At 37.1% G+C, this 13,478-nt stretch carries 12 protein-coding genes and 2 pseudogenes; 5 read left to right on the top strand and 9 right to left on the bottom strand.

The window, feature by feature from the left end; translation table 11 throughout:
- The first annotated feature begins 15 nt into the window (after nt 1-15).
- Nucleotides 16-231 carry a sulfate permease gene (locus CSE16_RS02060; RefSeq protein WP_099422333.1) on the top strand — a complete coding sequence of 72 codons (216 nt, stop codon included), beginning with the start codon at nt 16-18 and terminating at the stop codon, nt 229-231.
- Between the two features lie 58 nt (nt 232-289).
- On the opposite strand, the gene CSE16_RS02055 is transcribed toward CSE16_RS02060, so the two are convergent.
- Nucleotides 290-1,243: an L-threonine 3-dehydrogenase gene (locus CSE16_RS02055; RefSeq protein ID WP_099422332.1), complete on the bottom strand. Its 954-nt coding sequence runs from the start codon at nt 1,241-1,243 to the stop codon at nt 290-292.
- 430 nt (nt 1,244-1,673) lie between these two features.
- Nucleotides 1,674-2,462 carry a carbon-nitrogen family hydrolase gene (locus tag CSE16_RS02050; RefSeq protein ID WP_099422331.1) on the bottom strand — a complete coding sequence of 263 codons (789 nt, stop codon included), beginning with the start codon at nt 2,460-2,462 and terminating at the stop codon, nt 1,674-1,676.
- Nucleotides 2,463-2,630: 168 nt separating this feature from the next.
- Here CSE16_RS02050 and CSE16_RS02045 point away from each other — a divergent pair, with 168 nt between their 5' ends.
- Nucleotides 2,631-3,836, top strand: coding sequence for a pyridoxal phosphate-dependent aminotransferase (locus tag CSE16_RS02045; protein WP_099422330.1), 1,206 nt, complete (start codon nt 2,631-2,633; stop codon nt 3,834-3,836).
- A 31-nt stretch (nt 3,837-3,867) separates the two neighbouring features.
- On the opposite strand, the gene CSE16_RS02040 is transcribed toward CSE16_RS02045, so the two are convergent.
- The 5 genes from CSE16_RS02040 to CSE16_RS02020 all read right to left on the bottom strand — a co-directional run bounded on the left by CSE16_RS02040 (nt 3,868) and on the right by CSE16_RS02020 (nt 8,070).
- Nucleotides 3,868-5,058, bottom strand: coding sequence for a glycine C-acetyltransferase (locus CSE16_RS02040; protein ID WP_099422329.1), 1,191 nt, complete (start codon nt 5,056-5,058; stop codon nt 3,868-3,870).
- Nucleotides 5,059-5,144: 86 nt separating this feature from the next.
- Nucleotides 5,145-5,762 carry a YczE/YyaS/YitT family protein gene (locus CSE16_RS02035; protein ID WP_099422328.1) on the bottom strand — a complete coding sequence of 206 codons (618 nt, stop codon included), beginning with the start codon at nt 5,760-5,762 and terminating at the stop codon, nt 5,145-5,147.
- A gap of 89 nt (nt 5,763-5,851) precedes the next feature.
- The gene (gene ybaK / locus CSE16_RS02030; RefSeq protein ID WP_099422327.1) at nt 5,852-6,343 is read right to left on the bottom strand and encodes a Cys-tRNA(Pro) deacylase; all 492 of its coding nucleotides are present in this window, start codon (nt 6,341-6,343) and stop codon (nt 5,852-5,854) included.
- A 107-nt stretch (nt 6,344-6,450) separates the two neighbouring features.
- Nucleotides 6,451-7,263 carry a putative metalloprotease CJM1_0395 family protein gene (locus tag CSE16_RS02025; protein ID WP_099422326.1) on the bottom strand — a complete coding sequence of 271 codons (813 nt, stop codon included), beginning with the start codon at nt 7,261-7,263 and terminating at the stop codon, nt 6,451-6,453.
- 192 nt (nt 7,264-7,455) lie between these two features.
- Nucleotides 7,456-8,070: a TetR/AcrR family transcriptional regulator gene (locus CSE16_RS02020; protein ID WP_099422325.1), complete on the bottom strand. Its 615-nt coding sequence runs from the start codon at nt 8,068-8,070 to the stop codon at nt 7,456-7,458.
- Nucleotides 8,071-8,273: 203 nt separating this feature from the next.
- On the opposite strand from CSE16_RS02020, the gene CSE16_RS02015 reads away from it, so the two are divergent.
- The 3 genes and pseudogenes from CSE16_RS02015 (at nt 8,274) to CSE16_RS02005 (ending at nt 11,171) form a co-directional block, all read left to right on the top strand.
- Complete coding sequence (locus CSE16_RS02015; protein WP_099422324.1) at nt 8,274-9,383, top strand: NAD(P)-dependent alcohol dehydrogenase; 1,110 nt, start codon at nt 8,274-8,276, stop codon at nt 9,381-9,383.
- 50 nt (nt 9,384-9,433) lie between these two features.
- Nucleotides 9,434-9,667 (top strand): annotated as a pseudogene (locus tag CSE16_RS02010) (transposase); the annotation flags it as partial.
- A gap of 46 nt (nt 9,668-9,713) precedes the next feature.
- Nucleotides 9,714-11,171: an aldehyde dehydrogenase family protein gene (locus CSE16_RS02005; protein ID WP_099422322.1), complete on the top strand. Its 1,458-nt coding sequence runs from the start codon at nt 9,714-9,716 to the stop codon at nt 11,169-11,171.
- An 873-nt stretch (nt 11,172-12,044) separates the two neighbouring features.
- Here CSE16_RS02005 and CSE16_RS02000 read toward each other — a convergent pair.
- Together CSE16_RS02000 and CSE16_RS21700 are read right to left on the bottom strand one after the other, a co-directional pair.
- On the bottom strand, nt 12,045-12,686 hold the full coding sequence (locus CSE16_RS02000; protein ID WP_099422321.1) for a cupin domain-containing protein: 642 nt from the start codon (nt 12,684-12,686) through the stop codon (nt 12,045-12,047).
- A gap of 426 nt (nt 12,687-13,112) precedes the next feature.
- Nucleotides 13,113-13,329: pseudogene (locus tag CSE16_RS21700) on the bottom strand (hypothetical protein); the annotation flags it as partial.
- Nucleotides 13,330-13,478 lie beyond the last annotated feature (149 nt).

Raw genomic sequence — 13,478 nt, 5'->3', positions numbered from 1 at the left:
CGAGGGGGATTGCGTATGAAAAAGAAGGATTTTTTTGCTGGACTCTTTTTTCTTTTTATCGCGGGATATTTTACGTATGAACTTGTACAAGACATGCCACAGCTTTTCATTGAAAGTACGACAATGTGGCAATACTTTATCGCTTTTTTCCGTGTAGCGTTAATTATTTTCGTTTTCAACTTAGGGCTGACGCTTATTAAACGATTTTTTGTGAGTCGAAAAGCAGCTTAACAGTGAAAACCACCATTTTGACTGTAATGAGGTCAAGATGGTGGTTTTTTATTTTGAATTATAAAATGATTTTCTTTTCTAAACGCAAATGTAATTTTTCAAGCATATCGATCGTCATTTTTTCTAAATTATACTGCGCTTTAAAGCCCCACTCATTAATTGCTGCAGTTGAGTCGATAGCATTTGGCCAGCTGTCTGCAATAGCTTGGCGAACTGGGTCGACTTCATAGCTCATGTCAAACGTTGGTATATGCTTTTTAATTTCCGCGGCAATTTGTGACGGCTCAAAGCTCATTGCCGAAATATTAAAGGCGTTGCGGTGGATAAGCTTTGTTGGATCTGCTTCCATTAAATCAACAATTGCTTGTAGAGCATCAGGCATATACATCATATCCATGTAAGTACCTTCCGCAATATATGATGTGTAACGACCTTCTAAAATCGCTTTATAATAAATGTCGACCGCGTAATCTGTCGTTCCCCCTCCTGGAGGCGTTGCATATGAAATTAAACCAGGGAATCGTACACCGCGCGTATCTAAACCAAAGCGTGTGTAGTAATAATCGCAAAGTAATTCTCCTGCCACCTTGTTTACCCCATACATTGTTGTTGGGCGCTGTAATGTATCTTGAGGTGTATTGTCCTTTGGTGTCGATGGACCAAATGCACCGATTGAGCTTGGTGTAAAAAATTGCATATTTAATTCACGAGCTACTTCCAACGCATTCATTAAGCCACCCATATTTAAATTCCACGCGAATACTGGATTTTTTTCGGCAGTCGCAGATAACAGAGCGGCCATGTGAATCATAGTGTCCGCACCAAAATCATGAGCTAACTCGTGCATACGCTTGCCATCCGTTACGTCTAACACTTCAAATGGACCTTGATCGCTTTCTATTTTACGAATGTCTGTTGCCATAATATTATCAACACCGTACGTATTACGTAATTTCTCTACTAATTCAGAACCAATTTGACCTAAAGCACCGGTCACAATAATCTTCTTCACAATGATACCTCCTCTGTCACAAAACAATTGTCCTCTGTAAAAATACACAAAAACACGTGTAAACCTTATTGCGAACAACTTTCGTTGAGGGTTATTATACGGTGTTCTTTTATATAATACAATATTTAATTAATTTTCTTTTCTAGCAATACAATTGTGCGTGTGAAATAGTCGTTTCATTTTAACTTGATTTATCCGGGGTTTGACCCCCGGATGAATCAAGTTAAAGCCCCCGGCGGATGTCACAGATTTTTAAGGGGGCTTTTCGAGCATGCTCGAAAAAATCTGGACGCAATTACGCCAAAGCGTAATTGATTGACCCATAACTGCACGCAGATGTTCTATCATATGTAGATTTCCCTAAAATCGCAACATTATTAGTCAAACAAAAAGCGCACCGATTACCGATGCGCTTCGTTTTTTCATATCATTATTTAACAACAGCCTCATATAAACTTGGGCGACGATCTTCGTACACCGGGATGCGCCCTCGCACTTCATCCACTAATGAAAAATCAACTTCAATAATCGCTAATTCCTCATCCTCTGCACCTGTCCATAACACTTCACCCCATGGACCGATAATCATCGATTGGCCGTTGAAATTTTCCACTTTGCGTGCAATGCGGTTGACCGCTACAACAAAGCATTGATTTTCAATGGCGCGCGCCTGTAATAATGTTTTCCAGTGATCAATGCGCGGTGTTGGCCATTGCGCAGGAATAAACAACACCTTTGCTCCATTTAATGCATGTGCTCTTAGCCATTCAGGAAAACGAATATCATAGCAAATAACGCCACCTGCTTCAATTTCCCCTAGTGCAAAACGATTCATCGTATCGCCAGACTCTAAATACAAATGCTCGTCCATTAAGCGGAATAAATGCACTTTGCTATATTCACCAACTAATTTACCATCACGATTGTATGTGTACATCGTATTATAAAACTTATCATTATGCTTTACGGCAACTGAGCCACCTACAATATGTACCGTCAACTCTTTTGCTAATGCGCTTAAAAATACTTTCGTACGTTCACCATTTACATCTGCTAATTCCTCAAGCTTTTCTAACGCATAGCCCGTGTTCCACATTTCTGGAAGGACTACGATTTCTGCGCCACCTACTACCGCTTCACGAATTAACTTTTCCGCACGTTCGTAATTTTCATCAACTTTACCAAACCCAACATTCAATTGAATACACCCGATTTTCATAACCGACACCGCCCTTATTAATTTTACTTCTTTCTTCATTTTAACATGTTTTTTTTATCAATTACGCTCATTTTATCACTACGAACAAAGCTATCATAATTTTCACTTTACTTAAATCTATAAAAAGCATACGATTATTCCACTAATATGAAGAAAAGGTGATTGTACATGGAATTTTCGAAAAAACTTCAGCAGCTCCCTCCACAATTTTTCGCCGCATTAGTCAATAAAGTGAATCAAGCCTTAGCAGAGGGTCGTGATGTTATTAACTTGGGACAGGGCAATCCTGATCAGCCGACGCCAAACCATATTATTGAAGCGCTACAACTCGCTGTATCAAACCCTCAAACGCATAAATATTCACCTTTTCGTGGAATTGCAGAGCTTCGTCAAGCAGCAGCAAATTTTTACAAGCGAGAATATGATGTCGACATCGATCCAAATACGGAAGTGGCTATTTTAGGTGGAACAAAAATAGGACTCGTTGAACTGCCACTTGCCCTATTAAATGCTGATGATTATATGCTTTTACCAGACCCAGGCTACCCCGATTATTTATCTGGTGTCGCGCTTGCGGATGTAAACTTTGATACGATGCCATTGACGGCTGAAAATCAATTTTTACCCAATTACGAAGCTTTAAGCCCTGAAATTTGTAAACGTGCAAAACTCATGTATTTAAACTATCCAAACAATCCAACAGGTAGTACAGCAACGGCTGCCTTTTTTGAGCAAACGGTTCAATTTGCAAAGGAACACCATATCGCAGTTGCCCATGATTTTGCCTATGGTTCTATTGGTTTTGATGGAGAGCGTTCACCAAGTTTCCTACAAGTAAAGGATGCAAAAGAAATCGGAATCGAGCTTTATACATTATCAAAATCCTATAATATGGCTGGTTGGCGTATTGGCTTTGCCGTTGGAAATGCAAAAATGATTGAAGCGATTAACATCATTCAAGATCATTTATTTTGTAGTCAATTCCCTGCTATTCAACACGCTGCCGCAACGGCATTAAATGATGAGCAGGCATGCGTTGAACAGTTGCGTTCTATGTATGAAACACGCCGAAATGTTCTTGTTGAAGAAGCGCATAAAATCGGTTGGAAAATAACCGCGCCAAAAGGTTCATTCTTTGCATGGCTCCCTGTACCATCCGGCTATACGAGCGAATCATTTGCCAATTTATTGCTGGATAAAGCAGATATTGCGGTCGCTGCAGGCAATGGATTTGGTCAATACGGAGAAGGTTACATCCGCGTTGGGTTATTAGTAGATGAAGAACGCTTACGTGAAGCAATACGACGTGTTGAGAAATTGGGGATTTTCGCCAATCGCAACTCGGTAATGCCCTATATTAAAGAAAAAAGCTAGAAACAAATTTCGTTTCTAGCTTTATATATCGTTATTTAATTACGCCTAACTCACGACCTACTTTTTCATATATAACAAGTGCGTCATCTAGCATTTCTTTTGTATGGGCTGCAGTTGGCATGTTGCGTACGCGACCTGTGCCTTTTGCAACTGTTGGGAAAACGATTGATTTTGCATAAACGCCCTCTTCAGATAGACGTTTTGAGAATGTTTGTGTTAAGTTTTCATCCCCAATAATACACGGTGTAATCGGTGTTTCAGATGCCCCAATATTGAAACCTAATTTGGCAAGACCCGCTTTTAAATAATGACCGTTTTCCCAAAGCTGATCATGTAACTCTGTAGATTCCATAATTATTTCTACCGCACGCGTAATCGCTGCAACATCGCCTGGTGGTAACGCTGTTGAGAATAAAAATGGACGAGAGCGAACTTTTAACCAGTCAATCAAATTTTTCTTACCCGCTACATAGCCCCCAACAACACCAATTGCTTTTGACAACGTGCCGATTTGGAAATCAATTTCGTTTTGAAGCCCAAAATGCTTCACTGTTCCGGCGCCTTTACCTGTTACACCCGAACCATGTGCATCATCTACATACGTAATTAAATCAAATTCTTTTGCGATTTCTACAATTTCCGGCAGTTTCGCAATATCGCCATCCATTGAAAAGACGCCATCTGTAATGACCATTACTTTATTGTAAAGACCTGATTCCTTTGCTGCCTTTGCTTTTGCGCGTAGATCATCCATATCCGCATGGGCAAAAGGAATAATCTTTGCTTTTGATAAACGGCAGCCGTCAATAATTGAAGCGTGGTTTAATTCATCCGATAAAATCGCATCATTTTTATCCATTACCGCAGAAATTGCCGCCATATTGCAGTTGAAGCCTGATTGATAACTAATAGCTGCTTCTGTACCTTTAAATTTCGCTAATGTTTCTTCAAGCTTTACATGTAAATCAAGTGTCCCGTTAATTGTACGAACCGCACCTGCACCGACACCATATGTATCGATTGTTTTTTTGGCAATTTGCTTTAGCTCATCACTTGTTGCTAAGCCTAAATAGTTATTTGATGATAAATTGATTAGTTGCTGACCGCGCACTTGAATGATAGGACCATTTGCACCTTCAACAGGATCGATTTCATTGTATAAACCTTGCGAGCGTAATACATTTAAATTTTCATCTAAAAATGTCGTTAATACGTTTGACATGCTTGATCATCCTTTCTGTTCTAACATCAGTTTCATTTTATCATAATCTGATAATTTTAACTTCTTTCAGCAGAAGTCTCCCACCTCTATATGAGTGGTTCCCCAATAATTTGTTCGAGCTTCTGTTTAAAATAAATTAATGCGGGCTGAATAATATAGCCTGTACCTAATGCTAAAATAACAGTTCCAAATCCTACTGGACCACCGAGCAACAAACCGCAACTTGCTGCAATGACTTCCATAATGGTGCGTCCTGTTTTAACCGAAAATCCTTTGCTCGCGATAATCATCATGACCGTATCGCGTGGACCAGCACCCAGACTTGCAGCAATATATAGCCCACAGCCTATGCTCATTACAAAAAATCCAGTAATAAAATACAGTAATTCAAATCCAAACATTGTTGTTGATGGCAATAACCAGTTAAAAAAATCAATAAACGAACCGATTAAAATCATATTTAAAAGCGTCGCTAATTTTGGGAATTGCTTTAAATAAAGGGAAGTGACACAAATGATAAATAGTCCTGTTAAAATCGACCACAAACCAATTGTTAAGCCGAATTGTTTAAATAAACCAATATGTAAGACATCCCACGGACTTGTTCCAATTGCCTTTCCTTTGATGGTCATTGTAATACCAAGCGACATGACCATCAATCCAACAAAGAAGCATCCCCATTGCCATTTTAATTTCTTTGACACATAAATCCTTCTCTCTCTAGTTATAAACGTTTCTATCTTTATACATTATTTAAATCGGGCGTGCAATGGGAACAGCTTAGACGTTCTATCTACTCACTGACAATAATTGAAGCAAACTTGGCTTTCGTTGCATTTGCTAAATCGGCTGGCGCGAGCTTTAACTGCATGCCAATTTTCCCTGCACTTACGATGAAATAATCGAGTGACTCGGCTGTTTCGTCGATATATGTTGGGAACAGCTTTTTCATCCCAATAGGTGAGCAGCCACCACGTATATAGCCCGTTAAACTAAGTAGCTCTTTCGTGGCCAACATTTCAATTTTTTTCTCCCCAACCGCTTTTGCTGCAGCCTTTAAATTAAGCTCAGTTGCTACCGGAATGACAAATACAAAAAAATGACCTTTTCCAGCAGTTGCAATTAACGTTTTGTAAACACGTTCGACGGGTTGACCGATTTTATTGGCAGCAGTTACACCATCAACAGCCTCCCCATCTTCTGTCGTATACTCAAATACTTCATGCGGAATCTTTTGCTGTTCAATCAATCGAATCGCATTTGTTTTCACATTTTTCTTTGCCATCCTATACACCCTTTGCTTTTTCATTCTTTAATTAGTATAACAAACCAAAATAACTTTTCGTTACACAAAAAAGCTCACCCGATATTAGTTGGGCAAGCCTTGTTCCATTATGCTGATTGTGAAAAGGTAGGCTCAATTAAAGGGTTGTATCCCAATTTCACCATCGTAATATGCGATGAATACTTTTCTACTGCTTTATTATACGTGCGCTGGAATAAAAGATTTTCTAACTCTTTTCCGAAAACCGTCCGTTCCTGTGGATCACGTGTAAAATCGCTTCGGAAACGCTCTGGAACTACATATGCAAAGTCTTCCTCTGCAAATGGAGCTACCCTTTCCTCCTCAAAAGCATCGCCATTTTGCTCTGCACGTACTTGCTGAATTTGCGTGGAAGCACTTGCTGCAACACGTAAATCCTGCACGGACGGCTCAGCAGGTGCAAGGGCCGCTTGACGCACCTTTTCAAGCAGAGAAATCGTACTATCTGATTCACCCGTACTTGGCAAGTGAATGGAAACTTCGCTACCTGTAATGTGACGTTGATTATCTGGACCGGTTGCGTGGGAGTAACTAATACCACCTGTCACATTCGCGCCAGCTGCTTTATGCGCACTTTCATGAGCAACAACTTCTCTTTCCATTAGCTTTAACTGATCGATTTCATTTTTTCCTTCAGGTTGTACAATTGCTTCAACAACGGATTGCGAAGTTTCTTTGCGAGCAGCTGCATCTGCCTTATGCAAGTCTTTTTCCGTCTTACCTGATAGTAAATTTTCAAGCGCTTGAAGAATTGGTTTTTTGCTTGCATCCGTATATTTAGCATGCTTTTTATAAGCATCTCCAACGATTTTACGCTGGATGGGGCGTTTTCTTTCCTCTAAATCAGGATTGAAACCATGCAATAAGCTCGAAATTTTCATAGTATACACCTACCTTTTCAGTGTCTAGTAATCCGAACGGGTTTACTTTAAATGTATATTATTTTATCAGACTTTTCAGCAAAAAGTTCATTATTTATACATATTTGAACCATATATACTATAAAAATAATCTTATATACCCTCTACATTCCCTTGCGTTTATTAATTATTTATTTTTTGTGTTACTCATTACTATTGTAAGGGTGATTCATCATCTTTTATGTTTTTAGACATAAGCGGGGAATGATAGTGTAACAAATTAATAATCCGCCTCGCCATTTCTGTTGGTTTTGCATCATAACTACTTCGAATCCATTCTAAAATAAATCCATATATCCCATATGAGCGATAATGAATAAAGTACTGTGCGTTAATTTCAGTAGCTTGATCCCCTAAAAAATACATGCGATTTTGAAATATTCCTTGTAGTTCTGTTAATAAAGTTTGATTAATATTTGGTAGCGTATTTTCAAGCACAAGTAAATCATAAAAGCTTCGATTCTTTTTAATATAATGAAATACGTCCGTCCCTGAAGCGTCCATTTTACGTAAATCTAATATTGGATTATCTCGAACTGGTTTACAAAATTCATATAAAAAATCTTTCATTTCGAGAGCAATAATTTCTGCAGCTAGCTCATCCTTGCCATCGTAATGCACATAAAATGTCGTCCGGTTATAGTTAGCCGTTTCCACAATGTCCTTTACACGTACATTCGTATAACCGTTCTTTACCACAAGTGTTTTCAATGTTTGCCTAAGTTGATCCTTAGTCCTTTCAATGCGACGGTCTTCTTTCTTTTCCATCAACCTTCCCTCCAAAATAGACATTTTTAAAATAATGTTGAATACCAATACATCTTACAATTAGTTGATGGAAACCTATACAAAATTATTTTTTTAATGATTGAATACAAATTTTCCGCTACCTATAATTAATCTATCTTTGAGCGGGTAATACTATCATAACCACTGTATCTTATTCGTTTCAACTTCTAGGAGGTATTCACATGAAAATTCAAGCAATGGTAACAACTGATGGTATTGATTTCGAGCAACAAACTTTGGTTTTAGATGAGCCTAAATCTGATCAAGTATTAGTGAAAATAGTTGCAACAGGTGTTTGTCATACGGATGCAACTGTTTTAGATAAATCTACACCTGTTCCTTACCCAGCCGTTCTTGGCCACGAGGGTGCTGGGATTGTAGAAAAAGTTGGGGCAAACGTAACAACAGTTCAACCAGGGGACCATGTTGTACTTGGTTTCACTTACTGCGGTCACTGCGATAATTGCCTAGATGGTAATGCTGGTGGCTGTGAGAACATGCTTCCTCTAAACTTCGGTGGTAAAAATAAACATGGTGAAACACCACTTCACACAGAAAACGATCAAGATGTATCTCAATTCTTCGGACAATCTTCATTCGCTACTTATGCAACAGTTGATGAAGGTAATGTCGTTAAAGTTGATAAAGAAATCGACCTACGCTATCTTGGACCTTTGGGCTGCGGTATCATGACTGGTAGTGGAACAGTATTAAATTCACTAGCACCGGAACCAGGATCAAGCTTTGTTATATTCGGTACTGGTGCTGTAGGCTTAGCAGGTATGATGGCAGCAAAAATTGCTGGATGCTACCCAATCATTGCTGTAGACATTCATGACAGTCGTCTTGAATTAGCAAAAGAGCTAGGTGCAACACACACAATTAACAGTAAGCAAGGAGACGTAACAACACGTATTATTGAAATTACTGAAAAAGGTGCCCACTATGCATTAGAAACTACTGGTGTTCCAGAAGTAACATTAGCTGGCATTCGCTCATTACGTGTAAAAGGTGAAATTGCTTCTGTAGCTGTTGGTAAACGTGACTTAACATTAAACGTGTTCACAGACATCGTTGGTCCTGCAAAAACATTAAAAGGTGTTATTGAAGGCGACGCAGTACCACAATTAATCATTCCAAAATTAGTTCAATTCTTTAAAAATGGCCAATTTCCGGTAGATAAACTGGTGAAATTTTATGAATTTAATCAAATTGAACAAGCATTTGCTGATTCTAAAAACGGTTCAACTATTAAACCTATTTTAGTTTTAGACAAAACTTATAATGTTTAAATATTTTTCTATTAATTGAGTTAATTTCATAATTCCAATCCCTTCGGTAATATACGTTTACAGCACGTGGCACTGAACTGTGGAAAAATCTATACAAAGAACGAACAGCCGTTGAGCGAATAAACGCTTATTTAAAACAGTATTTTCAATTAAAAAATGTCCGTCATCGAACAGGGAGAAAGGCAAAACTACATTTCGACCTTGTGACGTTTATTTATAATGCCTGCAAATTAGCAGCAGACCGAATCAATGCCATCGTACAAAATCAAAAGCAAACAGCCTGAATTTTAAACTGGAAGTATCTTTAATTTATTATTTGGAGGAATTTTTATGAATCAATATTTTTCATTAAACAAAAGTTATATTAATGGTGAATGGGTAGCAGGGGAAACTGATCGTGTATATAACGATTTAAACCCATTTGACGATACTGTATTAGCCAATATTTCAATAGCTTCGAAAGCGCAATTGGATTCAGCATTCGAATCAGCAAATACAGCACAAAAAGAATGGGCAAAAAATGCTGAACTTCGTAAAACTGTTATTGAGAAGGCAATTGCCTATTTTAAAGAACATCAACAAGAAATTGTAGATGTATTAGTTACAGAATCTGGTAGTAGTGTGCTTAAAGGTAATGTAGAAGTTAGCTTTGTTATTGCTGATTTAGAAGAATCTTTAAAAATGATTGACAAAGTTGGCACAGTAAAAACAGTAGAATCTGCAATTCCTGACAAATTGAATAAAGTTTATCGCTTACCACTTGGTGTCATTGCATCTATTTCACCTTTTAATTTCCCGCTATATTTATCTATGCGTACTATTGCGCCAGCATTAGCATTAGGGAACACAGTTGTGCATAAAGCAGATCTTCAAACAGGTATTTCAGGCGGTTCTGTTATTGCAAAAGCGTTTGAAGAAGCGGGCATTCCAGCAGGTGTATTCAGTTCAATTCTTACAGATATACCTGAAATCGGAGATACAATGATTACGCATCCGCATTCAAAATTAATTAGCTTCACAGGTTCAACTGGTGTTGGTAAACATATTGGTAAAGTTGCAGGTGAAATGTTGAAACGTACTGCACTAGAACTAGGTGGTAATAACCCATTCGTTGTCTTGAAAGATGCAGATATTGAACAGGCAGTAAAAGCAGCAATCATGGGTAAATTCTTACACCAAGGTCAAATTTGTATGAGTATTAACCGTATTATCGTGCATGAAGATCTATATGAAGAATTCGCTAGCAAGTTTGTAGAACGTGCAAAACAAATTCCATATGGTAATCCAAAAGATCCATCAACAATTATTGGTCCACTGATTAACCATGCACAAATCGATAAAGTATTAGGCTATATTGAAGAGGCAAAAGCGGAAGGCAATGAATTATTATTAGAGGGTCAACGTGTAGGTAATATTTTAACACCATTCATCTTTGATAATGTCGATAATGCTAGTAGTTTAGCACGAAGAGAATTCTTTTCTCCGGTTGTGTCACTTATTAAAGCATCCACTGATGAAGAAGCGATTGAAATTGCTAATGACACGGAGTATGGTTTAACTTCTTCTGTTTTCACAAGTGATTTAGCAATCGGTGAAGAAATGGCAGTGTTAATTGAAGCTGGTATGACACACGTGAATGACCAAACGGTTAACTGCTTATCCAATATTCCGTTTGGCGGTATGAAAGGCAGCGGAATGGGTCGTTTCGGTAACCCATGGATTATTGATGAATTTACACAAGCAAAATGGGTATCTGTTCAAGTAAAACCAATGAACTATCCATTCTAAGTTGCCGATCACAATCTTTAAACTTAATGTCAGTTATAGACAATAGAGGCGGTTTTAATGGGGCATCTCTTTAAAAAATATCGCATTTAGATATAACAAAGAGAACCATATCAAAAAGGAACATGCGCTAGTTTGAAAAAACAGGTGCGTGTTTCTTTTTGATATGGGATTAACTTATTTTTTTAATCTTAATTCGTCCACTGCAGTGTACTCTACTTGAATAGCACCTTCCATAAAATTGGTGAATTAAAGAGCTACTTCACAAATATTGACAACAACATTTTCATGAGATGTTCTTCAATTTTCAGGTGCATCCTCCTGTTATTTCGATGAATCCACAACCGAAACACCAGGTACACTTGAATAAATAACCCCATGAATTGGCTGTTTATCTTGCCAAAACTTTTGAGAGTACAGCCATGTTATTTTAATAATATCGCCATCCACATTGCTTGGAAGTGCTTGCATAAAGTGCTTAAGTAAGTTGAAGGTGTAACTACGGAATTTACCATTAACCCTAACTCATTTCTTAAAGTGAAAAATTTATATCAACTTTCTCTATTATCATTTTAACCTGTAATAAAATCAGATACTTGCGTTATAGTTCCATGAAACGAATGGAAATTTGCTCTAAAATATCTCCAAAATTAAAGGATTGAGGATTAAATTATTTTGAAACTAGTAAATTAAAAAAAGGATTCTTTAATTCCTTTATGTAATGATACTTTAGCATAAATTATTTGTAACTAATCAGTTAAGCTCAGAGTCTGTAAGCATCTTTTGCAACGTAATCAAGAAGTACTTTCGAAAATATGTCTTCTAAACCATAGTTCAGAAACTATAATAGCTCTTTAGTTTGTTTAACCGCTAATTTTAATATTGCGGATACTGAGTAATATAAGTAATTTGTTGGTTTTGCGGAGTATATTGCGGCCATTGATATTGTGGATATACATACTGTTGAGGAGTGTATACCGTTCCATTGTTACAATTTGTATATGGACCTATATATGTGGATGGTTGAACTGGTGCAACAGCTTGTTTCCATAGATTTTCATCCATGCAATAAGTATGAGCCATGATATTTGCGGGAGTAAATTTTAAAATGTCAGAGCCCAATATTACTTCAGGAGTTGGCGCATCAAAAATTGCTAAAAGATGCGTATTATCAACTGTAGCTACTTCATAATGCCACCAGCCTTGTGGAATATTTGCCACTTGTCCGGGTGTAATTGGGTAATTGAGAAGTTGTTTTGTGAATGGATTCAGTATTGAAACAGTAGCAGCACCAGAAATACAATAAACTAACTCTGCTGCATTTTGGTGATAGTGCGGTTCTACGACATTATTAGCACTTAGGAAAATATCTAGCAAAGATACATTTTCCAATGTATTCAACTGTTGTACACCTAATACGTTAATAAAGTTGTTATTATCTTTTTTGAACAGGAGACTTTTATTTACATCAAAAGTGAATTGAGTTGATGGGGATGTGTAATCCAAATTTGAAGCCAAAAATTTTCACCTCTTTACATTGACTATAAAAACAAATCTTCAAGGTATGTTATGCACTTACATTTGGTTTGGTGTGCGTAGTCTTTCAACACTATTTAGCAATTTACTTTAATTAATAGTTATGGGTCTTTATCTATACTGTACCCTATAATTTACTGATGATAAGTGAAATCCGTGCAATGTTTTAAAGTGAAATTGCCGCCTCCATCACCCTACCAGCGATCCATATCACACCCCTCATTGATCCAATCGTCAGTTATAGCTCTGTGATTAGGAAGAAATCATGCTCTTGCCACTGAATTCTTCACCATATCAACAATTTCATTTTATATATTATCCTTCATTTTGGAAAAGCTATGTTATTAATATAATTAAAATAGTTTTTAAAATGGCTGGTGAATATTTCATTTACCAGTCAGTTTTCTATTAATCAAATTTCATATCTTTTAACAAATATGAAATTGCATTGTTAATTGGCTTTACTTCTTTTTCTTGCTACTTTCATATACTTCTGTATACTACGTTTATCAACCTTGCCTCCCCCTTTTTTCCGACGAGCTTTAAATGCAGATAGTTTTTCTCGATAACCAAACTTACATACGAAAATTTGATCATCACCTTCACCATGAAGTTCAAGCTTCTTCTATTTCTAACGGCTCAATAATCATTAAAATGCTCCTGTATTGTTTATTATATTTTTTAATTCCCCAAAAAAGGTCTTTATACCTAAATTCTCTACTTAACACTATTAATTATTTTGTATTCTTAAATATTTTACGTATTGTTAAATAA

The sequence above is a fragment of the Solibacillus sp. R5-41 genome, assembly GCF_002736105.1.
GTDB lineage: Bacteria > Bacillota > Bacilli > Bacillales_A > Planococcaceae > Solibacillus.
The sequence above is the reverse complement of the archived record's forward strand: the minus strand, read 5'-3'. Positions and strand labels throughout refer to the sequence as shown.

What these genes read in the sequence shown, in the direction of transcription:
- CSE16_RS02020 (WP_099422325.1), bottom strand. Translation starts at nt 8,070, where the DNA reads ATGGAAAAGAAAGAAGACCGTCGCATTGAAAGGACTAAGGATCAACTT.
- CSE16_RS02025 (WP_099422326.1), bottom strand. Translation starts at nt 7,263, where the DNA reads ATGAAAATTTCGAGCTTATTGCATGGTTTCAATCCTGATTTAGAGGAA.
- CSE16_RS02060 (WP_099422333.1), top strand. Translation starts at nt 16, where the DNA reads ATGAAAAAGAAGGATTTTTTTGCTGGACTCTTTTTTCTTTTTATCGCG.
- CSE16_RS02050 (WP_099422331.1), bottom strand. Translation starts at nt 2,462, where the DNA reads ATGAAAATCGGGTGTATTCAATTGAATGTTGGGTTTGGTAAAGTTGAT.
- ybaK (WP_099422327.1), bottom strand. Translation starts at nt 6,343, where the DNA reads ATGGCAAAGAAAAATGTGAAAACAAATGCGATTCGATTGATTGAACAG.
- CSE16_RS02045 (WP_099422330.1), top strand. Translation starts at nt 2,631, where the DNA reads ATGGAATTTTCGAAAAAACTTCAGCAGCTCCCTCCACAATTTTTCGCC.
- CSE16_RS02005 (WP_099422322.1), top strand. Translation starts at nt 9,714, where the DNA reads ATGAATCAATATTTTTCATTAAACAAAAGTTATATTAATGGTGAATGG.
- CSE16_RS02040 (WP_099422329.1), bottom strand. Translation starts at nt 5,058, where the DNA reads ATGTCAAACGTATTAACGACATTTTTAGATGAAAATTTAAATGTATTA.
- CSE16_RS02015 (WP_099422324.1), top strand. Translation starts at nt 8,274, where the DNA reads ATGAAAATTCAAGCAATGGTAACAACTGATGGTATTGATTTCGAGCAA.